We start from the raw sequence: 22,036 nt of genomic DNA on the forward strand, positions 1-22,036 counted from the left end.
ACGAGTAGAACCGTTTGGCCATCCCGGGATCCGCTCCGTCCCGTAACGCTGTCGCTTCCCTCACGGTGCGCTCGCGGGGGTGGGCGCAGTCGACCGGACACCACACCTCTATCGTTACTCGCCATGTGGCCAGGACAGCAGCCGCCCGGGGGCGAGCAGAACCCGCAGGACCAGAGTCAGAACCCATATCAGCAGCCGGGGTACCAGCAGCCGAATCCCTATCAGCAGCCGGGATATCAGCAGCAAGGACAGCCCGGTCAGCAGCCGGGGTACCAGCAGCAGGGTCAGCCCGGGCAGCAGCAGGGTCAGCAGCCCGGCTACCCGCAGCCGAACCCGTACCAGCAACCGACCGTGCCGCAGTACGCGATGCCCGGCCCGCCCGGTGGTCCGCGGCCCGACGGCGGCAAGAAGAAGACCACCGCCGTCGCGATCGTCGCGGCCACTGCCGTCGTCGTGGCTGCCGTGGTCACCGGTGTCGTCGTGATGAACAAGGACGACAACAAGGGCAAGGACGTCGCCGACGACAAGAACTCCTCGGCGCCCGCCGAGCCGTCCGGATCCGCGTCCTCGCCCGAGGCGAACCCGCGCGGCACCGACGGGGACGCCAAGCCCCTGATCGCAGGCTGGAAGGTCGTCACCAACCCCAGGTGGGGCACGCAGTTCGACGTGCCCGGCGACTGGGAGGTCGGCGCTCCCGGCACGTTGTCGTACTTCGAGGACGAAAAGAAGGGTGACGGCTCGCCCTACATCGGATTCTCCGCACCGTCCTACTACCAGAGCAAGTGGTGCGTGGACGATTCCGACAAGGACGGCACCAAGGAGGACATGAGCCTGGCCAGCGCCGGCACCAGGGGCGCCCAGGGCGCCACCGACGCGGCCAAGAACGCCCGCAACGAGGCCGGCGACTGGGCGTGGGCCGCCTACGCGCAGCACATGCCGAAGAGCACCATCAAGTTCACCGAGGCCAAGCAGTACACCACCAAGTCGGGTCTCACCGGCCAGGTCGTCACAGCCACCGCCCCGAATGTCACGAAGCGGAAGAAGTGCGACGGCGACGGCAAGACGATCGCCTTCACCTTCAAGAACAAGAAGGGCGATTTCGCGTCCTGGATCCTGTACGCAGCGCACAACGTCAAGGACGAACTCCCTGACACGACGATCCAGAAGATTCTGAGCACCGTGCGGCTGGTGGACGTCACCTCATCCCCCTGACCCACTCCCCCGTGTCCCGGAAAGCAGTTGGCAGGGCGGGGCCGCGGCGGCGATAGTCCCTTGGTGACTGCCGCTCCCGCATCCCCCGTCCGCCGCCCCGGCCGCAACTATCGTCTGCTGACCGCCGCCGCGATCATCACCGGCCTGGGTACCCATGGCGCGCTGATCGCGGCGGCGTTCGCGGTTCTGGAGGCGGGCGGTGACGGCGGCGACGTCGGGCTGGTGGCCGCCGCCAGGGCTGCACCGCTGGTGCTCTTCCTGCTGATCGGCGGGGCGGTCGCCGACCGGCTGCCGCGCCACCGTGTGATGGTCGCGGCGAACGCCCTCAACTGCGTCTCGCAGGCCGCCTTCGCCTGGCTGGTCCTGGCCGGTGATCCGAAGCTGTGGCAGATGATGCTGCTCACCGCGTTGTGCGGCACCGGGCAGGCGTTCTTCAACCCGGCGGCCGAGGGCATGCTGATGTCGAGCGTCAGCCGTGAGCAGGCGAGCCGCGCCTTCGCCCTCTTCCGGATGGCCATGCAGAGCGCGACGATCGGCGGTGCGGCGCTCGGCGGCGCCATGATCGCCGCGATGGACCCGGGCTGGGTGCTGGCCATCGATGCCGCGTCCTTCGCGGTGGCGGGTGCGCTGCGCGCCTTCCTCGACGTCAGCCATATTCCGTCGCGCGCGCCGGGCGGCGGTCTGCTCGCCGATCTGCGGGACGGCTGGCAGGAGTTCGTCGGCCGCCCCTGGCTGTGGAGCATCGTGGCGCAGTTCTCGGTGGTGGTCGCCGCGGTGGGGGCCGCCGAGTCGGTGTACGGGCCGCTGGTCGCCCGGGACGAGCTCGGTGGCGCCCGCCCCTGGGGCTTCGCGCTCGCCGCGTTCGGGGCCGGCACGTTCGGCGGGGCATTCCTGATGACGCGCTGGAGGCCGCGGCGGATGCTGCTGGCCGGAACCCTCTGTGTCTTCCCGCTGGCGCTGCCGTCGGCGGGGCTGGCAGTGCCGTTGCCGGTGGCGGGGCTCTGCGGGGTGATGTTCGTCAGCGGCGTCGCCATCGAGGTGTTCGGGGTCTCGTGGATGACGGCCATGCATCAGGAGATCCCGGAGGAGAAGCTGTCGCGGGTCTCGGCGTACGACTGGTTCGGCTCGGTGGCGATGATGCCGGTCGCCACCGCGCTCGCCGGGCCGGTGGAGTCCCTGGTCGGGCGCGGTCCGGCCCTGTGGGGCTGCGCGGCGCTGATCGTGCTGGTCACCGGTGCCGTGCTGTTCGTGCCCGAGGTACGCAATCTGACCCGGGCCGCCGTCACCACCGAGGTGGTGACGGCCAAGGCGCGGGCATCGGACTCAGCCGATGCCGAAGGCTCCGTCGGGCGGCTCGGGTGAGGCGACCGCCCCGCTGTCCTCGACCGGCCGGGCGGCTCCGGCGAACCGGTCCAGCGCGCGGCCGTACTCGACCCTGGCGGGGAAGGCGTCTGCGGCGCAGCGACGGGTCAGCGTCACGGTGTCGACGGGGAGCGGGGACGCGACGAGGATGACGTTGCCGAAGCGCCGGCCGCGCAGCACCGCGGGTTCGGCGATCAGCGCGAGTTCCTCGAAGACGGCCGCGAAGGTGGCCAGTTGGGAGCGGAGGAATCCGAAGGGCGCGCCGTCGGCGAGGTTGGCTGCGTAGATTCCGCCGTCGCGCAGCGCCCGGCGGGCGGCCCGCGCGTACTCGACGGTGGTGAGGTGGGCGGGCACCCGCGAGCCGCCGAAGACGTCCGCGATCAGGAGGTCGACGGAGCCGGGCGGGGTCTGTTCCAGCCGGCTGCGGGCGTCCGTGCCGTGCACGGTGATCCCGCTGCTTTCGGGGACCGGCAGGTGCTCGGCGACCAGGGCGAGGAGCCCGAGGTCGGCCTCGGCCACGTCCTGACGGGAGCCGGGCCTGGCCGCGGCGACGTAGCGGGGCAGGGTGAGCGCACCGCCGCCGAGGTGGAGTACGTCCAGCGGTGCGCCCGGTGCCGCCGCGCAGTCCACGATGTGGGCGAGCCGTCGCGCGTACTCGAATTCGAGGTGGTCCGGCGCGTCGAGGTCGACGTACGACTGGGGCGCGCCGTCGACGGTGAGCAGCCAGGCCCGGTCCCGGTCCACGTCGGGCAGGAGTCTGGCGGTGCCGTGGTCCACGTCCCGGATGACAGGTATCGACTCGTTCACTCCCCCATTGTGGGGGCCGGATCAGCTGTTCATGACCGCGGCTACGGCTTCGGTGTGCGCCGCCGCCCGGGCGAGCCCGGCGCGAGCCTCAGCGGCCCGGGTCGAGGGGGTTGTGGCCGAATGCCTTCTTCGCCGCCGCGTCCAGGGTGATGACCTCGACACGGGCGCCCTTCGCGGCGAGTTCGGCCGCCTGTGAGTGCGGCGAGGCGAGGGCCTTGTTGCCACTGGCCGTCGGTGCGACGACGATGACGCGTCCGTGGCCCACGGCGAGATGGGCGTTGGCCGGGGAGTGCACCCCGCCGACCACCGCGCCCGCCGAGCTGCCGATGGTCAGGTCGGCGCCGGTGAGGTCCGCGCCCGCCTTCGCGAGCCCGTACAGAATTCCCGATTCCCAGGCGCTGCCGGTGACACGCCGACGCCGAGCACCAGTGCTGTTCCTGTCCTGCCGTCAGTCTTGCGCAGTGCGCCGGGCCCGCCTCCCGCGGGGCACGGGAGGCGGGCCCTTGGCGGCACGCGTCAGAGCAGTGCGGTGACGGTGCCCGCGCCGACGGTGCGGCCGCCCTCGCGGATCGCGAAGCCGAGTCCGGTCTCCAGTGGGACGTCACGGCCCAGTTCGACGGTCAGGTCGACCGTGTCGCCGGGGCGCGCCACCGCCACCCCGCCGAGGTCGACATCGCCGACGACGTCCGCGGTGCGGATGTAGAACTGCGGCCGGTAGCCGGTGGTGACCGGCGTGGTCCGGCCACCCTCCCGCGCCGACAGGACGTAGACCTGCGCGGCGAAGCGACGGCTCGGCGTCACGCTGCCGGGCGCCGCGACCACATGGCCGCGGCGGACCCGGTCGCGCTCCACACCGCGCAGCAGCAGCGCCACGTTGTCGCCGGCCTCCGCGGACTCCATCGGCTTCCCGAAGGTCTCCAGACCGGTGACGACCGTCTCGATGTCCGGGCCCAGCACCGACACCCGGTCGCCGGCACGCACGGTGCCGCGCTCGACGGCCCCGGTGACGACGGTGCCCCGGCCGGTGATGGTCAGGACGTTCTCCACCGACAGCAGGAACGGCGCGTCGGTGTAGCGGACCGGCATCGGCACGTACGTGTCGACGGCGTCCAGCAACGCCTCGACGGCCGCGGTCCAACGAGGGTCGCCCTCCAGGGCCTTGAGGCCCGACACACGTACGACGGGGACGGAGTCACCGCCGTAGCCGTGCGCGGAGAGCAGTTCACGGACCTCCAGCTCGACCAGGTCGGTCAGCTCGGGGTCGCCCGCGTCGGCCTTGTTGAGGGCCACGACGATGTGGTCGACGCCCACCTGCCGGGCGAGCAGGACGTGCTCGGCGGTCTGCGGCATGATCCCGTCGAGCGCGGAGACGACGAGGATCGCCCCGTCGAGCTGGGCGGCGCCGGTGACCATGTTCTTGATGTAGTCGGCGTGGCCCGGCATGTCGACATGGGCGTAGTGGCGGGTGTCGGTCTCGTACTCGACGTGCGCGATGTTGATGGTGATGCCGCGCTGCGTCTCCTCCGGTGCCCGGTCGATCCGGTCGAACGGGACGAACGTGCCGGTTCCGCGGTCGCTGAGGACCTTGGTGATGGCGGCGGTCAGGGTGGTCTTGCCGTGGTCGACGTGGCCCATGGTGCCGATGTTGAGGTGCGGCTTGGTGCGCACGTATGCCGTCTTGGGCATGGCTCATTCCTTGGATTCGAAGCTGAGAGAGAAGACCCCAGGGCCCCGCCGACCCTCCCCTCACGGGGTCCGCCGGACTGTCGGGGGAGGGTCAGCTTCGGGCGCCGCCGATGGGCGCCGCGGCAGCGGTGAACGCTGCCGCGGCGACAAGTGCCGCTGCGATGACGGGGTTCACGGCAGCCTTCGGCGCGTCCGCGACTGCGGACCGCGCTGCGGGAAAGGCGTACCGGAACATGGGTCCGATCATGGCCGAGCGACGCGGCGGCGTCGAATGGTTTTCCGGCGGACATCGCGAGCGGGATACGGGAGTTCGGCGTCCGGCCGCGGTCGGAGGCCTGGCGTCCGGCAGGGCGCCGGGAGTGCACGGGCCACCCGTCCCGTACCGTTCGCGTTGCGGCGATCACCCACGGGCGTCGGTTAGTCTCCCCGCATGCTCGACCCCGTCCCCGCCGCCCGGCCCGCCACCGGTCTCGCCGCGCGCTGCACGAGGGCGCTGCTGTCGCCCTGGTCCCGGTTCTCACTGCTCGTGGTGGTGCTGCTGGCCGCCGCGGCGGCGATGCTGCTCCTCCAGCCCCAGCGACTGCTCGCCGCCGACTGGCCCGGCAGGCTGAGCGGGGGCGCGGCCGCGGTCGTGCTGTTCGCTGTCGCGTACGGCGCGTGCACCGTGGCCTTCGTGCCGAGGCCCCTGCTCAATGTCGCCGCGGGCGCGCTCTTCGGTTCGCAGGCGGGTCTGGCGGCGGCGCTGGCGGGCACGGTCCTCGGCGCGGGCATCTCGTTCGGGCTGGGCAGGGTGCTCGGGCAGGACGCACTCCGTACGCTGCTGCGCGGGCGCTGGCTCAGGGCGGCGGACGGTCAGCTGAGCCGGCACGGTTTCCGCTCGATGCTGGCGCTGCGGCTGTTCCCCGGTGTCCCGTTCGCGGCGGCCAACTACTGCGCGGCGGTCTCGCGCATGGGGTATCCGCCGTTCCTGGCCGCCACCGGGCTCGGCTCGATCCCGAACACCGCCGCCTATGTCGTCGCGGGCAGCGAGGCCTCGTCACCGACGTCGCCCGCGTTCCTGGCGGCGATGGGCTTCATCGTGTTGACGGGGCTCGGCGCGGCCGTCGTCGCCTGGCGCAAGCGCCACCGATTCTCCGCCGAGTGAGCAGAGTGAGACGTGTGGTCCGGTACGCGCCGGAACGGGCGGCAGGGGCGGCACGGGGCATGCGTAAAGCTGTTCATCTGAGGGCGATACCCTGCCCGCGACCGACCGAAGATCTCCGGGCGCGGCGCGGTGCCCTGCCCTCATTCGACCGCAAATCCGTACATGGCCGACGGCACCCATGGCCGTCGGCCGATGCACGATCACCTCCGGGATGGCCAAAGCCCCATGAGCTGGTTCGAATCGTTCGTCCTGGGCCTCGTTCAGGGACTGACCGAGTTCCTGCCGATCTCCTCCAGCGCGCATCTGCGGCTGACCGCCGCGTTCGCCGGCTGGCACGACCCGGGTGCGGCGTTCACCGCCATCACCCAGATCGGCACGGAGGCTGCCGTCCTCATCTACTTCCGCAAGGACATCGTCCGGATCGTCTCGGCCTGGTTCCGCTCGCTGGTGGACCGGTCGATGCGCGGCGACCACGACGCCCGGATGGGCTGGCTGGTCATCGTCGGCTCCATCCCCATCGGCGTGCTCGGTGTGACGTTCAAGGACCAGATCGAGGGCCCTTTCCGCGATCTGCGGCTGATCGCCACCACTCTGATCGTCATGGGCATCGTCCTCGGCATCGCCGACCGCCTCGCCGCCCGCGACGATTCGGGGGGCAGGCACCGGGCCGGCAAGGAGCGCAAGACGCTCAGGGAGCTCGGCATCAAGGACGGCCTGATCTTCGGTTTCTGCCAGGCCATGGCCCTGATCCCGGGTGTCTCCCGTTCCGGCGCCACCATCAGCGGTGGTCTGCTGATGGGGTACACCCGCGAGGCGGCGGCCCGCTACTCCTTCCTGCTGGCGATCCCGGCGGTGCTGGCCTCGGGTGTCTTCGAGCTGAAGGACGCGGGTGAGGGACATGTGTCGTGGGGGCCGACGATCTTCGCGACGTTCATCGCGTTCGGCGTGGGGTACGCCGTCATCGCGTGGTTCATGAAGTTCATCACGACCAAGAGCTTCATGCCGTTCGTGGTTTACCGGATCATTCTGGGCATTCTGCTCTTCGCCCTGGTCGGCGCCGGGGTTCTGAGCCCGCACGCGGGCGAGTCCGCGGGTTGACCGAATCGCCGCACCTGGCACTATCTAGCGCATTCTGACGCTTTCGCACATCCATGCGTCGTGATCGTCTCCCGTTTCCCTCCCACCCGTCTCCCACTCGGGAGACTAGGAGGCGCGCAGCTAAACAGCGGTGCGACAGCAAATCCGGGGACCGAAAGAAGGGCCTGCACAGCCTCAAGCAGCTGTGCGGGCCCTTCTACGCGGCGGCCGGGTTCGGGTCAGTCCGGATCGGGGCGGGCCAGTAGGCCTTGGACGCGCTCGGTAAGCGCCTTCTCCGGGTCCGGGCTGATCGTGGACTGAACACAAAGACTTGACAGACATCCCATGAGCTGGAGAGTCAAACGGCGAGCCCGTGAGCCCAGGGAGACCAGACAGTTCCCCTCCCATCGGGAGCCCGTCGTTCAGCCCGAACGGATGCCCTAGTCTCCGCGCATGACGCTCTACTTCGACCCGGTGGCCATTCTCGGCAACGACCGCGATGCCTTTCGCGGCAGTTGGGAAGACCGACTGTGGCTCAACGTCCCCGGGCCCTTCTACGGCGGGGAGACCGACACCTGCTGGACGGGACGGCTTTCGGCACCCGCCCACGTCCTCTATGGAGGCGAGTGCCTCAGCGAGTACGTCTACCACCAACCCACAACGCCTGCGGACACGGCCCTGCTGATCGAGGCGGCGGACAACGATCCGTTCCTCGGGTACGGCTGTGACGACGACTCGCGGTGGACACCGAGATCGGTCCGGGAGTGGTGGCGTAATCGCAGCCAGGTCGTGCAGTACCTGTCCGAGCAGCGGAGCAAGTGGGATGAGAGCGATGCCTGGGCAGACCAGGGCATAGCCGCTGCCGTCCGCGACTTCGAGCGCTACATCGCCGGTGGCCTGGCAACTGACCTGCGGATTTACCTCTACTGGCTGGAAGAGCGGCAGTCCCCCACACCCGTTGACCGGTTGCCTGATCTGTAGTCACGCGGCGAGTGCGTGGGCCCGCTGGGACCATGCTGTCGCCTCGTCGTACGGTGTGCCGGTTTTCAGGCAGCCGTGCAGGATGCCGACGAGCCGGTTGGCGAGTTGGCGCAGGGCTGCATTGAATTCGATGCCGCGAGCTCGTTGCCGCTCGTAGTAGGTTCTGGCTCCGGCGGAGACCCGCAGTGTGGAAAAGGCCTGGGCGATCAGGGCGTCGATGAGCCGGTCGTTGCGGACGTACCGTGCGGTCACGACCTTCTTTCTGCCGGAGGCGCGGGTGATCGGGCTGGTGAGGTTCCGAGATACTGGGACGGATTGGTCCCGGAGGAAGCAGTCCAGGTTGAGTGGCAAGAGCAACATGAGCAAGCGGTACACGTCGGAGTTCAAGCGGGACGCGGTGGCACTGGTCCGGTCGTCAGGGCGGAATGTCACCGAGGTCGCCCGGGAACTCGGTGTGAGTCCGGAGGGTCTTCGCGGCTGGGTGAAGCAAGCGAAGGTCGACCGCGGCGAGGGGGTGCCCGGCGCGCTGACCACGGCGGAGAAGGGAGAGCTCCAGCGGCTGCGCAGGGAGAATCGGGAACAGCAGCAGACGATCGAGATCTACCGGTCCGGACAACCGGCCTCGGGCAGAAGGGGCCGAAAGGCCCTGCCGTACAGGTCGTGCGCGCACCAGCCTGGGACTCGTACCGCCGGAATCTGGAGGAAATCATGACCACCGCCGACTGTCCCGTGATCGCAGCCGTCGACGGCTCGTCACACAGCCGCGAGGCACTCGACTGGGCCGCGCGCGAAGCCGTCCGCCGGGGGCTCGCGCTGGTGATCGTGCACGCCCGGACGCCGACCCGGCCCGCCGCCCGGGAGACGCAGCTGCGCGGGGCGGAGGAGCTGCTCACCCGGTCCGTACGGAGGGTGGGCGAGATCGCTCCGGACCTGCACCCGACGACGCTCGCACCGCTGGACTTCCCCGCGGCGGCGCTCACCGCGCTCAGCCGCGAGGCGTCGCTGGTGGTCGTCGGCTCCCGCGGCCTGGGTGGTTTCCGGTCCCTGATGCTCGGCTCCAACAGCCTGGCGACCGCCTCGATGGCCGAGTGCCCCGTGGTCGTCATCCACAGCGGACCGTCGGAGGAGGACGAGGCGGAGGCGGCGGAGGCCTACCCGGACATCGTCGCGGGCGTGGCCGCCGACGAGAGCAGTGAAGCGGTGCTGGACTTCGCCTTCGCTACGGCCGCGTCCCGGCCGGGTGCCCGGCTGCGGATCGTGCACGGCTGGACGATGTTCTCCTCGATGCTGTCCGGCGGTCCCGTCTTCGACCGGGACGCGGCGGCGGGAGCTGCCGCGCGCACGCTCGCCGAACTCACCGCGGGCCGGCAGGAGAGGTACCCGCAGGTCGAGGTCGTCAGGGAACCGGTCGGCGGCTCCGCCGCACGCACTCTGGTCACGGCCTCGGCGACCGCCGCGCTGACCGTGATCGGGCGGCGCAGGGGCGGTGAGTCCCTCGGGCTCGGGCTCTCCCCCGTCGCGCAGACCACGCTCACGCACGCGCTCGGCCCGGTGGCCGTGGTGCCCTGCTGACAGCGGCGCCGACCCGCCCGCGCGTGCACGCCCCCTTGGCGTCGCACTCCCGCGGGCAGACACTGACCCGATGACGCAGCGCGTGGATCTCTCGACCGTGATGGACCAGTTGTCCATCGATGCAGTGATCACCGGATACGCGAGGGCGGTGGACGACGGAGCGTGGGCGGACTACCGGGCCCTGTTCACCCCGGACGGCCGCGCCGACTACCGCAGCGCGGGCGGCATCGAAGGGCCCGCCGCCGAGGTCGCCCAGTGGCTTGCGGAGACCATGCGGCTCTTCCCCGTACGCCAGCATCTGATCGTCAACCGCCGGCTCGACATCCAGGACCTGGGCGGCTACCCGGGCGACCGCGCCGAGGTGCGGGCCGACTACCTGAATCCGATGCGGCTGGAGGTCACGGCGGGCGCCGAGGGCGGTTCCGGGAAGGGGGCGGGTGCTCCGAACTTCGTCTCCGGCGGGCGGTACGCCTTCACCCTGTCGCGTACGGCGAGCGGCTGGGGGATCCGTTCCGTGACCGTCGACGAGAAGTGGCGCGACACAGCGGGCTCGCACGTCGCGGGCTGACCCCGCCCACCGGGTGCTTCCGTTCGTCGGCGCCGGGGAAGAACTGCGGAACGGGGGCCCAGGGGCGACACTGCTGATCAAGGAGGCGCGGCATGCGGATTCCGGCGGGTCGGCGCGAGCGGTGGCAGAGGATTCTGCGGTCCGGACGGTGGCGCGGCTGCATCGCGCTGCTCGCCGGTGCGTTGCCCGCGCTCGCGTTCCCCGCCCCTTCCCTGTGGTGGTTCGCCTATGTCGCTCTGGTGCCGTGGCTGCTGCTGATCCGGTCCGCCGGTACGGGGCGCCGGGCGGCGCTCGACGGCTGGCTCGGCGGGATGGGCTATCTGCTCGCCGTGCATCACTGGCTGATGCCGAGTCTCCATGTGTTCATCGTGATCCTGGCGGCGCTGCTCGGTCTGCTGTGGGCGCCGTGGGGGCTGCTGGTCTTCCGGACGATGCACGGGCGGGTGCGCGTCGCATCCGCGGCGACCGCGGTCGTGGTGGTGCCGTGCGGCTGGCTGATGATCGAGCTGGTCCGCTCCTGGGAGGGGCTCGGCGGTCCCTGGGGGCTGCTCGGCGCCAGCCAGTGGGAGGTGGCTCCGGCGCTCCGCGTGGCATCGGTCGGCGGGGTGTGGCTGGTGAGTCTGCTGGTGGTCGCCGTGAACACCGCCGTCGTGCTGCTGTTCGTGAGCGCGGCCGCCCGGACGGTCGCCGTCGTCTCCGTCGTGACGTGTGCCCTGGCGGTGGGGGCGATGGCCGGGTGGGCGCCGCGGCCCGAGCCGTCGGGCGTGGCCAGGGTCGCCGTCGTGCAGCCGGGTGTGCTCACGGGTCCCCACAGCGTCGAGCGGCGGCTCGCCGTCAGTGAACGGCTGACCGGATCGCTGGCGGGACGCGGTCTCGATCTGGTGGTGTGGGGCGAGAGCAGTGTCGGGGTGGATCTCTCCCAGCACCCGGACATCACCGCCCGGATCGCGGCCCTGTCGCGTCGGGTGGGCGCGGATGTGCTGGTCAACATGGACGCCCGGCAGACCGACGCGTCGGGCCGGACGGGGATCTTCAAGTCCGCGGTGCTGGTGGGTCCGCACGGGCTGACGGGACAGCGGTACGACAAGATGCGCCTGGTGCCGTTCGGGGAGTACGTCCCGGCCCGTTCGGTACTCGGGTGGGCCACGTCCGTGGGCAAGGCGGCGGGCCAGGACCGGCTGCGCGGCACCCACCCGGTCACGATGTGGCTCCCCGGAGCCGAGGGCGGAAAGGGGCTGCGCATCGGGCCGCTGATCTGTTTCGAGTCCGCGTTCCCCGATATGAGCCGGCGGCTGACCCGGGACGGCGCGCACATCCTGGTCGACCAGTCCTCGACCGCGACGTTCCAGCACAGTTGGGCTCCCGAACAGCACGCCTCGCTCGGGGCGCTGCGGGCCGCCGAGAACGGCCGCCCGATGGTGCATGCCACGCTCACCGGCGTCAGTGCGGTGTACGGCCCGCAGGGCGCGCGGATCGGTGCCCCGCTCGGTACGGATACGAGCGGGGCCGCGGTGTTCGACGTACCGCTGGCGTCCGGTACCACCCTCTATGTGCGGCTGGGTGACTGGCCGGTGCACGGGGCGTGGGCGGTGCTGGCCGTGTTCTGCGCGTACGAGGGGGTGCGGATGCTCAGGAGGCGCGACGGGAGCGGGCCGGGCGGCGCGAGGGATGCGGAGGCTCCGGTGGTCGGCTCACGCGGCGGGCCCGCGGTGTGAGCCCGGGTGGGGAGGGGCCGGCCGCCGGACCATCCCGACCTTGTCGGTCACGGCCAGCACCAGCCACACCGCGCCCGAGGGTGCTGAAAATCCCGGCCGGGCCCGGACTTCAGCGCCTTCCCGACCCTCCTAGGCGCAGTCCAGGTCGCGCAGGACGCGCTCGCACAGCTCGTGCGTCTGCAGGGCATCCCTGGCGTGCAGCACCTTTCCGGCCCGTACGGCGTCCAGGAACGACAGCACGCTCTGCTCGATGCCGCGCTGACGGGCCACCGGAACCCAGTCGCCGCGTCGGCGTACGCTCGGCTGGCCCCTGTGATCGATCACCTCGGCAAGGTTCACGACCTCGCGCTTGGAGTCCTGGCCGGAGACCTCCAGCCGTTCCTCGGTCGAGCCGCTGAGCCGGTTCATCAGGCCGATCGCGGTGAATCCGTCGCCGGACAGCTGCAGCACCACGTGGTGCATCAGACCGTCACGGATCCTTGCCTGAACGACGGTGTGCTCAATCGGCCCCGGGGCGAGGAAGCGCAGGGTGTCGACGACATGGATGAAATCGTCGAGCACCAGGGTGCGTGGTTCCTCGGGCAGGCCGACCCGGTTCTTCTGCATGAGGATCAGCTCGCGCGGGAGCTCGGCGCACTGCGCGTATCCGGGCGCGAGCCTGCGGTTGAATCCGACGGCGAGGCTCGCCCCGCGCTCCTCGGCCAGGCTCACCAGCCGCGCGGAATCGGCCAGTTCATAGGCCAGCGGCTTGTCGACGTAGGTGGCGACGCCCGCGTCCAGCAGCCGCCCCACGATCTCCGGATGTACGGCGGTGGGCGCGTGGACGAACGCGGCGTCCAGGCCCTCGGCGAGCAGCGATCCGAGGTCGGTGTGGCGCTGCCCGGACGGGATCCGGTGGGCCTCGGCGACCGCCGTCAAGGTGGCCGGGGTGCGGGTCTGCAGGTGCAGTTCGACCCCGGGCAGTGTGGTCAGGACCGGCAGATACGCCTTCTGCGCGATGTCGCCGAGCCCGATGCAGCCGACCTTCACGGGGGTCTCCCTCTCACTGTTCGGCGCGGGTCGGAGCGGCGTTCACCGGGTGAGGGTGCCCGTCGGGCTGTTCGAGCCGGTGTCTACCGCGGTGGCCGGTGCGCGTCCTTCGTCCGGGCAGCATACGTGTCCCCCGGCGGCTGCCAGTCCGCGATGCCGTCGAAGGTGCGCAGGACGAGAGTGGGCCCGATCCGCGAGACGCCGGTGATCAGGGCGTCGCGCAGCAGTACGGCCGGGGCACCCGTCCATCGCATCAGCCGGGCGGCCTTCGCCGCCTTGCGGACGATGACCGTCGTGCGGGGCAGCCGGTCGGCGGTGTACGCGGCCAGGCCCGCGCCGAGTTCCCGGTCCGGCGTCACGTGGTGGGCGAGCACGATGGCGTCCTCGATCGCCTGGTTGCCGCCCTGGCCGAGGCTGGGGGCCATGGCATGCGCGGCGTCGCCGACGAGGGCGGTGCGGCCCCGGTGGAACGAGGGCAGGGGGGTGATCAGGTGGTGCACATCGTTCCGGAGCACCTGGCCGGGCTCGGCGGCGGCGATGACGGAGGGGATCGGGTCGTGCCAGCTGCCGAACCGGCGCACCAGCTCCGCCTTCTCGTCGTCGGCGGCATGGGTTCCGGCAGGGGCGACGGCGGCCGCGTAGGCGTAGATTCGGCCGTCCTTGAGCGGCTGGGTGCCCCAGAGAGCGCCGCGCCCCCAGGTCTCGTGCGGTGCGAAGGGCTGCCCGGACGCGGGAACGACGAGACGCCAGGTGGTGAATCCGGCGTACGAGGGGCCCGGGTGCGCCGGGAAGAGGGCGCCGCGTACACCGGACCTGATGCCGTCGGCCCCGATCACGAGGTCGGCTTCGAAAGTCCCGGACACCGTCCGCACCACGGCACGCGCACCGCCCACGACGCCCGGGTCCAGCAGTTCCGCGACGGCACCGGTGTGGACGGTGGAGTCGGGGAGCCGGGCGACGAGGCGGTCGACGAGGGTGGCCCGGTGCAGCAGGACGATCGTGCCGCCGAACCGTTCGGTCGCGGCGGCGCTGTTCGTACGGGAGAGCCAGCGGCCGCCCGGGGTGCGCATGCCGCCCGCGCCCTGCCAGGCGGCGAGGGACCGGATCTCGTCGCCGAGGCCGATGACGTCCAGGGCGCGCTGGGAGTTGGGAGCGAGAGCGATAGCGGCGCCGACGGGTTCCAGGGAGGCGGCGCGCTCCAGAACGGTGACCCGCCAACCGCTCCTGCGCAGGGCCACCGCCGTGGTGAGGCCTCCGATTCCGCTGCCGATGACGACGGCGTGGGGATGGTCCATCGTTCCTCCTCGAACCCTCGAAACTACACCTGTAGTGACACGCTCACCGTACTACAGATGTAGTACCGCGGGTAGGTTGGCCCCATGGCCACACGCACCACCGGCACCTCCCGGGCCGATCTCATGACCGATGCCGCCCTCGCCCTCCTCGCCGAACGCGGGATGCGCGGGCTGACCCACCGCGCGGTGGACGAGCGCGCCGGACTCCCCCAGGGGTCGACGTCCAACTACGCGCGTACCCGGCAGTCCCTGCTGGAGGCGACGGTGCGACGACTGGCGGAGCGCGAGGCACGGGTGCTCGCCCCGGGTGAACTTCCGGTTCCGGACGCCGCACAGCCACCTGGCCCGGAGGCGCTGGTCGCCGGTCTCGCGCTGGCGCTGCACCGGTATCTCACCCGCCATCCCGAACTGCTCGTCTGCCGCTACGAGCTCGCCCTGGAGGCCACCCGGCGCCCCGAGCTGCGGGAGTTCTTCGACGCGACGGGCCGGCAGTTCCGCGAACCGCTGATGGCGCTGATGACGGCGGCCGGATCGGCCGAACCCGAGCGGCATACCCTGTCCCTGGTGGCCTGGTGCGAGGGGCTGATGTTCTCGTGCGCCGCGGGGTCGTACCACCGCTCCGTACCGACGGAGGAGGAACTGCGTACCGGCTTCGCCGAACTGCTGCGCGGGATGCTGGGACCCGCGTGGCCGTTGCGCTGACCGGCGTCACTCGTGCGGACCAATCACGGCTTCCCGGCTCACCTGATACCGGTTCCGTACCGCAGAGTTGATCAGGTGCAACGAACCAGAATCACCGTGAAGCTCCTGGTCGGCCTGGCGGTCACGACGCTGTCCGGCTGTGTGTCCGTGACCCCGCAGCCGGATGTGCCGCCCCGGCCCCAAAACGGCAGCCCCGCCCAGGACCTGGCGCCACAGATCGCGCGTCCACCGGTCCACGACAGCCTGGAAGCCGTTCCGGTCCCGGCGCCGTCCGCCGCCGCGTCCACGCCGGCGGGCGCGCCCCCGGGCACCGGCCGCGCCGCGGCCCGCGCACCACGGCAACGGAACCACCCCGGGACGGCCCGGCCCCGGCCGCGTCACGCCCCGCCCGCCGTGACCGCCCCCGTCCCGGCCCTGCCGGCCACCATCACCGGAACGGACGTCTGCACGCTGGGACGGGGGTACGGGCACTGGCCGGCGGGCAGCCCGCAGTCCCGGATCTGCGAGAACGCCTACGGCCGCTGAGCCCGGTACGACAGAGACGAGCGGTCGTCCGGCACCGGCAGAGCAATCGCTGAGCCCGGTACGACAGACACAAACCGACGTCCGATACCGGAACCCCACTCTCCCGGTTCCGGGCGAGTGAGCGGTGGCCCGGCCGCCCCGGCCGGGCCACCGCTCACATCTCCCGCAGCCTCAGCTCCAGCCGCACGATCGCCGCCCGGACCCCTCCCCCGTATCCGTCGTCCGATCCGTCCGCCGCGAGCACGCCGGAGGCGGCGTGCGCCCGGTCCAGGTGGATCCGGGCCGCCTCGGGGCGCTGGAGCTTCACATAGTCCGCCGCGAGATTGAGATGGAGCGAGGGATAGAACGCCCGCACCGCGAGCGCGTCGGAGTGCTGCGCCGCCCGCTCGTCGGTCAGGCTGTCGGCCGCGGTCAACGCCCTTAGGTCCCAGGCAAGTTCATCACCGGGGTCGTCCTGGGTGTCGGCCATGTAGTGGGCGAGGGTACACCGGTGCAGGGCGTCACCGTCCTCGCCGATTTCCGACCAGAGGCCGCCGAAACGATTGCGGGCCTCCTCCCGGTCACCGCCGTGCAGGAGCATGACGGCCTGGCCGATCCTGGTCATGACGGCGTCCTTGGACGCCTCCCGCCGCTCCGTCACTGCGGCCTCCCTGTCCCTGTCCACCCGTGCCCGACCGACCGTTCCCGATCGACGCTAGCCGCAGCCGCGGCCAATCCCGCTGAGGCTCGGGCGGGCGTCCGGGCCTGTCCACCGGGCGCCCGCCACCGGCCCCGGCCCGGACCGCGGCGTCAGCCCAGGTCGGGAATGCGCCAGTCGATGGCCTCGTGCCCCTGCGCCGCCACCGCCTCGTTGATCTGCGTGAACGGACGGGAGCCGAAGAACTTCTTGGCGGAGAGCGGTGAAGGGTGCGCGCCCTTCACCACCGTGTGGCGCTCCTCGTCGATCAGCGGGAGCTTCTTCTGGGCGTAGTTGCCCCAGAGCACGAAGACGGCCGGATCGGGCCGCGAGGCGACCGCGCGGATCACCGCGTCGGTGAACTTCTCCCAGCCCTTGCCCTTGTGCGAGTTGGCCTCGCCCGCGCGCACCGTCAGCACGGCGTTGAGCAGCAGGACGCCCTGCTGGGCCCAGGGCATCAGATACCCGTTGTTCGGGACGGGCAGACCGAGTTCGTCGTTCATCTCCTTGTAGATGTTCCGCAGGGAGGGCGGCGTCTTCACACCCGGCCGCACGGAGAAGCACAGGCCGTGCCCCTGCCCCTCTCCGTGGTACGGGTCCTGGCCGAGGACGAGGACCTTCACCTTGTCGTAGGGCGTGGCCTCCAGCGCGGCGAACACCTGGTCGCGCGGCGGATAGACCGGCCCCTTGGCCCGCTCCTCCTCGACGAACTCGGTGAGCTCCTTGAAATAGGGCTTCTGCAGCTCTTCGCCGAGGACGCCACGCCAGGACTCGGGCAGCAGGTCGGTGTCGGTCACGTCAACAACCTCCGGTAGGTAATACGTTCTTCACCCGAGAACCTACCGGGGGCCACTGACAACGGACCTCGCGAGTTCTGCCGGGGCCTACCAGCTGGCCTTGCGGTACAGCTCCCACATCTGCATGACCGTCTGCGGGTCCAGGGCGCGCTCGCCGCCGCCGATGTCCTCGCCCGAAGCGACGTACAGCTTGCCCTGCCACAGCGGCAGCAGCCGTACGTCCTCGACCATGATCCGCTGGGCCCGTTCGAACTGCTTCCCGACCGCGCCCCGGTCGCTCTCCGCACGGGTCTGAGGCAGCAGCTGATCGGTGATCTCACGCTTCATGTAGGGCATCCCGGTGATGCTCTCCTTGCCCACGAAGGGGGCGATGAAGTTGTCCGGGTCCGGGAAGTCCGGGAACCAGCCGCGGCCGAAGACGGGGTACCGGCCCTTGGTGAAGCCCTCCTGGAACTCCTTCCAGGAAGGCTTGCTCTTCAGCGTGATCCGGAACAGTCCGGAGGCTTCCAGCTGACGCTTCAGCTCGTCGAATTCGGGGACCGTGGAGGAGCCGTACCGGTCGGTCGTGAACCAGAACGTCATCACGACGGGTTTGGTGATGCCCGCCTTGGTGAGGATCTGCTTCGCCTTGTCCTTGTCGGGGTCGCCGTAGGCGTCGAAGAAGCTGGTGGTGTGTCCGGCGATTCCCTTGGGGACCGTGGAGTACAGCGGCTCGGCCGTGCCCTGGTAGACCTTGGCGACCAGGGCGTCACGGTCCACGAGCTGGGCGATGGCCTGCCGCACGGCCACGTTCCCGGCGGCCGGGTCCTCGGGGTTGAAGACCAGGAACCGGATGTCCGCACCGGTGGTCTCCACAATCTGCAGATCGCTGGTCTTGTCCGTGTTGTCTTCCAGATTGACGACCTCCTCGGCGGTGAGGCCGCGGTAGATCGCGTCTATCTCGTTCTTCTTCAACGCGGCGACCACGGGGGCGGATTCCTGGAAGTACCGGATGGTCACAGCGTCGTTCTTGCGGTTGGCGAAGCCCTTGTAGTCCGGATTCTTCACCAGTTCGGCCCGGTTCCCCGGCTTGTAGGCATCCAGGCGGTAGGGGCCGGATCCGGTGACCTTCCCGTCGTTGCGGATCTTGTGCTCCGCATAGTCGCTGGGCGCCACCAGCGACATCGCGGGCGTGGCGAGAATGAAGGGGAACGTGGCGTCCGGCTTGTTGAGATGGAAGACGACCATGTCGTCGCCCTTGGTCTCGACCCGGTCCAGCGAGCCGAGCATGCCGGCGGGGCCGCCCTTGACCTTGATGGCCGAGATCCGGTCGATGGAGTACTTCACGGCCTCGGCATCGAGATTGTCACCGTTGGAGAACTTCAGGCCCTTGCGGAGTTTGCACCGATAGGCCGTGCTGGTCGTGTCGGTGAACTTGCACCATTCCGCGGCATCGGGCTCGGGGCTGGTGCTGCCGGTGGGAAAGCTCACCAGGGTCTGGAAGACATTCCGCATCAATTCCCAGGAGTTGTCCCACGCCGCCGCCGGATCGAGGGTGGAGGGCTCACTGGTCGTTCCGACGACTATCTTCTGCTCCACATTCGAGCCGCTGTCGGAAAGGAGTCCGCAGCCGGCCAGCAGGGAAAGGGAAGCAAGGACTGCAGTGGCCTGCAAACTGGCCCGGTAGAACACGTGAACGCTCCTCGATCAGCCATGGGTCGGCAGACCATACCGCAGTGCCCCGTCGGGTCAATCCACGGGCCCGACAGGGCACTTGAGTCAATAAGGACCAAACCCGCTCAGGCTGTGCTCAGCCCACGCCCGCATTGAGGAATATTCCGCCGTCGACCACCAGGGTCTGTCCCGTGATCCAGTCGCTCTGGCTCGACGTGAGGAACGCGGCGGCGCCGCCGATGTCCTCGGGGACTCCCAGCCTGCCGAGCGGATAGGCCGCGGCGGCCTCGGCCTCCCGGCCCTCGTACAGTGCCCGGGCGAACTTCGTCCTCACCACCGCGGGGGCGATCGCGTTGACCCGGACGACCGGTGCGAACTCGTGCGCCAGCTGGAGGGTCAGGTTGACCATGGCGGCCTTGCTCATGCCGTACGCGCCGACGAACGGCGAGGCTGATATTCCGGCGACCGAGGCGATGTTGACGATCGCCCCGCCGTTCTCCTTCTGCCAGGTCTTCCAGGTCTGCTGGGCGAAGCCGAGCGCCGAGATCACGTTCGTCTCGAAGACCTTGCGGGCGACGTTGAGGTCGAGGTCCGCCATCGGGCCGAAGACCGGATTCGTACCGGCGTTGTTGACCAGGAAGTCGACCCGGCCGAACGCCTCCATGGTGCGCTCGACCGCTGCCGCCCGGTGTGCCTCGTCGTGCGCCTTGCCCGCCACACCGATCGCCCGGTCGGAGCCGAGCCGCTCGACGGCCGCCTTGAGGGCGTCCTCGCCGCGCCCGGTGATGCACACCCGGTCGCCGCGGGCCACGAGCGCCTCGGCGATGCCATAGCCGATGCCCCGGCTCGCGCCCGTGATCAGCGCGACCTTCCCGCTGTCCTGCACAGTCATGATGTCCATAACCCTTCGGGTCAGTTGAGCGGTCCACCGGCGACGTACATGACCTGGCCGGAGACGAAGCCGGCCTCGTCGCCCGTGAAGAACGCGATGGCGTTCGCGATGTCCTCGGGCCGGCCGACGCGCTGCACCGGGATCTGGGTGGCGGCGGCCGCCTGGAACTCCTCGAAGCCCATGCCGATCCGGGCCGCGGTCTGCGCGGTCATCTCGGTGACGATGAAGCCCGGGGCGACGGCGTTGGCGGTGATGCCGAACTTGCCGAGCTCCTTGGCGAGGGTCTTCGTGAAGCCCTGCAGCCCGGCCTTGACGGCAGAGTAGTTGGCCTGGCCGCGGTTACCGAGCGCCGAGGAGGAGGAGAGCGAGACGATACGGCCGAACTTGGCGTCCACCATGTGCTTCTGGACGGCCTTGGCCATCAGGAACGCGCCCTTGAGGTGCACGTTCATCACGGTGTCCCAGTCGGACTCGGTCATCTTGAAGAGCAGGTTGTCGCGGAGTACCCCCGCGTTGTTGACGAGGATCGTCGGCGCGCCGAGCTCGGCGGCGACCCGCGCGACCGCGGCTTCCACCTGGGCGCTGTCCGACACATCGCAGCCGACGGCGAGGGCGGTCCCCCCGGCGGCGGTGATCTTCTCGACAGTGTCCTTGCAGGCCGCCTCGTCGAGGTCGAGTACGGCGACGGCGCGGCCCTCGGCCGCCAGCCGTACCGCGGTGGCGGCGCCAATGCCCCGCGCCGCTCCGGTCACGATGGCGACGCGCTGCTCGGTGGTGGACATGCTTGGTTCTCCTCGCCCTTGGATCGCGGCTCAGCGGACGTCGGGGCGCTCCCGGCACGGAACCTTCGCGTGCGCGGAACCACCCCGATAACTGAGCAACCGCTTAGTACCTTCAGCAGACGAGACGCTAGAAGCCCTGGCACCCGGTGTCAACGGCCCACGGCCACAGGGGCGCATGTCACACCCGGCGACGCCGCTGCCGTGAGGGTCACGGGCGGCGCCGCGGGGACGGAGAATCAGCGCACCAGCAGATCGAGCAGCCGCTCGACCTCGGCTTCCGGGTCGTTCGTGAGGCCGCTGTGCACGGGGCTCGGCTGGACGACGGTGGAGCGCGGGGCGATCAGCCAGCGGAAGCGGCGGCCCGCGTCGTCCCGGGCCGCCTGGCCCGCGTCCGCACCACCGCGACAGACACCCTCGACGGCGCGCAGAGCGGCCCGTACACCGACCACGTCGGCGGTCGGGTCCAGGGCCTTCAGCTTGGTCTCGTCGAGATGGGTACGGGCGGCGACGAAACCCCGCGCGCGGCAGTAGACGACTACGCCCGCGTTGAAGAACTCGCCGCGCTGCACGCGCGGCACCACGCGCAGCAGCGCGTACTCGAAGACATCGCGCTCGCTCACCGCTGGCCGTCCTTGTCGTTCTTCTTCTTGGTGGGGTGGGGCCACGGGGTGAGGTGTTCGGTGAGCCAGCCGGGTGCCTGGGACGGCTTGGGCTCGGTGGGGCCCTCCAGCGTGATCCGCTCATGAATCGTCGCGGCGCGCGGCAGCAGCGCCTCCACATAGGCGCGACGCAGCTCGTCCGTGGAGTCGAAGCCGGGCTCGTCCACCAGCCATTCGTCGGGGACGTCGGCCGCGACCTCGGTGAGCAGTTCCTCGGTGACCAGCGGGGCGAGTTCGGCGGCCGCCGCCGCGATATCGGGGGCGAACGGGGCGAGTGCGTGGTCCGAGGCGTTGTACGGCTTGGCCGCGGATGTCTGGGCGCCGGGCCAGTTGTGGTGCCAGATCATGGTGGCGCCGTGGTCGATGAGCCACAGGTCGCCGTGCCAGATCAGCATGTTCGGATTGCGCCAGGACCGGTCGACGTTGTTGATCAGCGCGTCGAACCAGACGACCCGGCCGGCTTCCCGGGAGTCCACCTGATAGGCGAGCGAGTCGAAGCCGATCGATCCGGGCAGGAAATCCATCCCGAGATTGAGTCCGCCGCTGGCCTTCAGGAGTTCCTGCACCTCCTGGTCGGGCTCGGCGAGCCCGATGACCGGGTCGAGCTGGATCTGTACGAGGTCGGGGACGCGGAGGCCGAGCCTGCGGCCGAGCTGTCCGCAGATGACCTCCGCAACCAGTGTCTTGCGGCCCTGTCCGGCGCCGGTGAATTTCATGACATAGGTGCCGAGGTCATCGGCCTCGACGATTCCGGGCAGCGATCCGCCCTCCCGCAGGGGCGTGACGTAGCGGGTCGCTGTGACTTCGGTGAGCATTTTCCCAGGCTATCCGGCGCCCGGAATCCACGATCCACGGCTCGGGCCCACGAGTATCAGGGCGCCACCGGCCCCAGGCTCGGGTGG

The 22,036-nt window shown here is 70.5% G+C and carries 25 protein-coding genes; 11 read left to right on the forward strand and 14 right to left on the reverse strand.

All coding sequences use genetic code 11. The annotated features are described in order from the left end of the window. Positions 1 to 123 precede the first annotated feature (123 nt). On the forward strand, positions 124 to 1,212 hold the full coding sequence (locus OG936_RS03375; protein WP_406492418.1) for a hypothetical protein: 1,089 nt from the start codon (positions 124 to 126) through the stop codon (positions 1,210 to 1,212). A 63-nt stretch (positions 1,213 to 1,275) separates the two neighbouring features. Continuing rightward, positions 1,276 to 2,574 carry an MFS transporter gene (locus OG936_RS03380; RefSeq protein WP_406492419.1) on the forward strand — a complete coding sequence of 433 codons (1,299 nt, stop codon included), beginning with the start codon at positions 1,276 to 1,278 and terminating at the stop codon, positions 2,572 to 2,574. On the opposite strand, the gene OG936_RS03385 is transcribed toward OG936_RS03380, so the two are convergent. The 4 genes from OG936_RS03385 to OG936_RS03400 form a co-directional block, all read right to left on the reverse strand. Continuing rightward, entirely contained in the window at positions 2,536 to 3,381 is an 846-nt protein-coding gene (locus OG936_RS03385) for a spermidine synthase (RefSeq protein WP_406492421.1), read from the reverse strand. The genes OG936_RS03380 and OG936_RS03385 overlap by 39 nt on opposite strands. An 88-nt stretch (positions 3,382 to 3,469) precedes the next feature. Further along, positions 3,470 to 3,676: a hypothetical protein gene (locus tag OG936_RS03390; protein ID WP_406492422.1), complete on the reverse strand. Its 207-nt coding sequence runs from the start codon at positions 3,674 to 3,676 to the stop codon at positions 3,470 to 3,472. A gap of 221 nt (positions 3,677 to 3,897) precedes the next feature. Then, on the reverse strand, positions 3,898 to 5,067 hold the full coding sequence (gene tuf, locus OG936_RS03395; protein ID WP_406492424.1) for an elongation factor Tu: 1,170 nt from the start codon (positions 5,065 to 5,067) through the stop codon (positions 3,898 to 3,900). A gap of 91 nt (positions 5,068 to 5,158) precedes the next feature. Further along, positions 5,159 to 5,302: a hypothetical protein gene (locus tag OG936_RS03400; protein ID WP_406492426.1), complete on the reverse strand. Its 144-nt coding sequence runs from the start codon at positions 5,300 to 5,302 to the stop codon at positions 5,159 to 5,161. 195 nt (positions 5,303 to 5,497) lie between these two features. Here OG936_RS03400 and OG936_RS03405 point away from each other — a divergent pair, with 195 nt between their 5' ends. The 3 genes from OG936_RS03405 (at position 5,498) to OG936_RS03415 (ending at position 8,269) form a co-directional block, all read left to right on the forward strand. Then, positions 5,498 to 6,211 carry a TVP38/TMEM64 family protein gene (locus tag OG936_RS03405; RefSeq protein ID WP_406492428.1) on the forward strand — a complete coding sequence of 238 codons (714 nt, stop codon included), beginning with the start codon at positions 5,498 to 5,500 and terminating at the stop codon, positions 6,209 to 6,211. A 225-nt stretch (positions 6,212 to 6,436) separates the two neighbouring features. Further along, entirely contained in the window at positions 6,437 to 7,309 is an 873-nt protein-coding gene (locus OG936_RS03410) for an undecaprenyl-diphosphate phosphatase (protein WP_406492430.1), read from the forward strand. A gap of 432 nt (positions 7,310 to 7,741) precedes the next feature. Further along, a complete protein-coding gene (locus tag OG936_RS03415) occupies positions 7,742 to 8,269 on the forward strand; it encodes a ferredoxin (RefSeq protein WP_406492431.1) in 528 nt (175 codons plus the stop codon). Here the strand turns inward: OG936_RS03415 and OG936_RS03420 are convergent, their stop codons facing one another. After that, a complete protein-coding gene (locus tag OG936_RS03420) occupies positions 8,270 to 8,521 on the reverse strand; it encodes a hypothetical protein (protein ID WP_406492432.1) in 252 nt (83 codons plus the stop codon). An 88-nt stretch (positions 8,522 to 8,609) separates the two neighbouring features. On the opposite strand from OG936_RS03420, the gene OG936_RS03425 reads away from it, so the two are divergent. The 4 genes from OG936_RS03425 to lnt all read left to right on the forward strand — a co-directional run bounded on the left by OG936_RS03425 (position 8,610) and on the right by lnt (position 12,124). Further along, the gene (locus OG936_RS03425; RefSeq protein WP_406492434.1) at positions 8,610 to 8,981 is read left to right on the forward strand and encodes a transposase; all 372 of its coding nucleotides are present in this window, start codon (positions 8,610 to 8,612) and stop codon (positions 8,979 to 8,981) included. Further along, positions 8,978 to 9,841: a universal stress protein gene (locus OG936_RS03430; protein WP_406492436.1), complete on the forward strand. Its 864-nt coding sequence runs from the start codon at positions 8,978 to 8,980 to the stop codon at positions 9,839 to 9,841. The genes OG936_RS03425 and OG936_RS03430 overlap by 4 nt, the downstream gene beginning before the upstream one ends. Positions 9,842 to 9,911: 70 nt before the next feature. Next, positions 9,912 to 10,409, forward strand: a complete 498-nt coding sequence (locus OG936_RS03435) for a nuclear transport factor 2 family protein (RefSeq protein ID WP_406492437.1) — start codon at positions 9,912 to 9,914, stop codon at positions 10,407 to 10,409. 92 nt (positions 10,410 to 10,501) lie between these two features. After that, positions 10,502 to 12,124, forward strand: a complete 1,623-nt coding sequence (lnt, locus tag OG936_RS03440; protein WP_406492439.1) for an apolipoprotein N-acyltransferase — start codon at positions 10,502 to 10,504, stop codon at positions 12,122 to 12,124. A gap of 129 nt (positions 12,125 to 12,253) precedes the next feature. Here lnt and OG936_RS03445 read toward each other — a convergent pair whose 3' ends face one another. Both OG936_RS03445 and OG936_RS03450 read right to left on the reverse strand, forming a co-directional pair. After that, positions 12,254 to 13,153, reverse strand: coding sequence for a Gfo/Idh/MocA family protein (locus OG936_RS03445; protein ID WP_406492441.1), 900 nt, complete (start codon positions 13,151 to 13,153; stop codon positions 12,254 to 12,256). An 83-nt stretch (positions 13,154 to 13,236) separates the two neighbouring features. Then, on the reverse strand, positions 13,237 to 14,448 hold the full coding sequence (locus OG936_RS03450; protein WP_406492443.1) for an FAD-dependent monooxygenase: 1,212 nt from the start codon (positions 14,446 to 14,448) through the stop codon (positions 13,237 to 13,239). An 84-nt stretch (positions 14,449 to 14,532) separates the two neighbouring features. On the opposite strand from OG936_RS03450, the gene OG936_RS03455 reads away from it, so the two are divergent. Continuing rightward, positions 14,533 to 15,150 (forward strand): TetR/AcrR family transcriptional regulator, encoded by a 618-nt coding sequence (locus OG936_RS03455; protein WP_406492445.1) that lies wholly within the window; start codon positions 14,533 to 14,535, stop codon positions 15,148 to 15,150. 75 nt (positions 15,151 to 15,225) lie between these two features. Beyond that, positions 15,226 to 15,675 (forward strand): hypothetical protein, encoded by a 450-nt coding sequence (locus OG936_RS03460; RefSeq protein WP_406492447.1) that lies wholly within the window; start codon positions 15,226 to 15,228, stop codon positions 15,673 to 15,675. Between the two features lie 154 nt (positions 15,676 to 15,829). Here the strand turns inward: OG936_RS03460 and OG936_RS03465 are convergent, their stop codons facing one another. From OG936_RS03465 to OG936_RS03495, 7 genes are all read right to left on the reverse strand, one after another. Beyond that, on the reverse strand, positions 15,830 to 16,315 hold the full coding sequence (locus OG936_RS03465) for a hypothetical protein (RefSeq protein WP_406492449.1): 486 nt from the start codon (positions 16,313 to 16,315) through the stop codon (positions 15,830 to 15,832). Between the two features lie 149 nt (positions 16,316 to 16,464). After that, a complete protein-coding gene (locus OG936_RS03470; RefSeq protein WP_406492450.1) occupies positions 16,465 to 17,148 on the reverse strand; it encodes a uracil-DNA glycosylase in 684 nt (227 codons plus the stop codon). A gap of 87 nt (positions 17,149 to 17,235) precedes the next feature. Beyond that, positions 17,236 to 18,819, reverse strand: a complete 1,584-nt coding sequence (locus OG936_RS03475; protein WP_406492452.1) for an ABC transporter substrate-binding protein — start codon at positions 18,817 to 18,819, stop codon at positions 17,236 to 17,238. Positions 18,820 to 18,937: 118 nt separating this feature from the next. Next, entirely contained in the window at positions 18,938 to 19,693 is a 756-nt protein-coding gene (locus tag OG936_RS03480; RefSeq protein WP_383762086.1) for an SDR family oxidoreductase, read from the reverse strand. A 20-nt stretch (positions 19,694 to 19,713) separates the two neighbouring features. Then, complete coding sequence (gene fabG, locus OG936_RS03485; RefSeq protein ID WP_266744902.1) at positions 19,714 to 20,475, reverse strand: 3-oxoacyl-ACP reductase FabG; 762 nt, start codon at positions 20,473 to 20,475, stop codon at positions 19,714 to 19,716. A gap of 236 nt (positions 20,476 to 20,711) precedes the next feature. Further along, on the reverse strand, positions 20,712 to 21,095 hold the full coding sequence (locus OG936_RS03490; protein WP_266907222.1) for a DUF3037 domain-containing protein: 384 nt from the start codon (positions 21,093 to 21,095) through the stop codon (positions 20,712 to 20,714). Next, the gene (locus OG936_RS03495) at positions 21,092 to 21,949 is read right to left on the reverse strand and encodes a HipA family kinase (RefSeq protein WP_383762090.1); all 858 of its coding nucleotides are present in this window, start codon (positions 21,947 to 21,949) and stop codon (positions 21,092 to 21,094) included. Before OG936_RS03495 ends, OG936_RS03490 begins: the two co-directional genes overlap by 4 nt. Positions 21,950 to 22,036: the final 87 nt, after the last annotated feature.

This window comes from Streptomyces sp. NBC_00846, from assembly GCF_045207325.1.
In the GTDB taxonomy this organism is placed as follows: domain Bacteria; phylum Actinomycetota; class Actinomycetes; order Streptomycetales; family Streptomycetaceae; genus Streptomyces.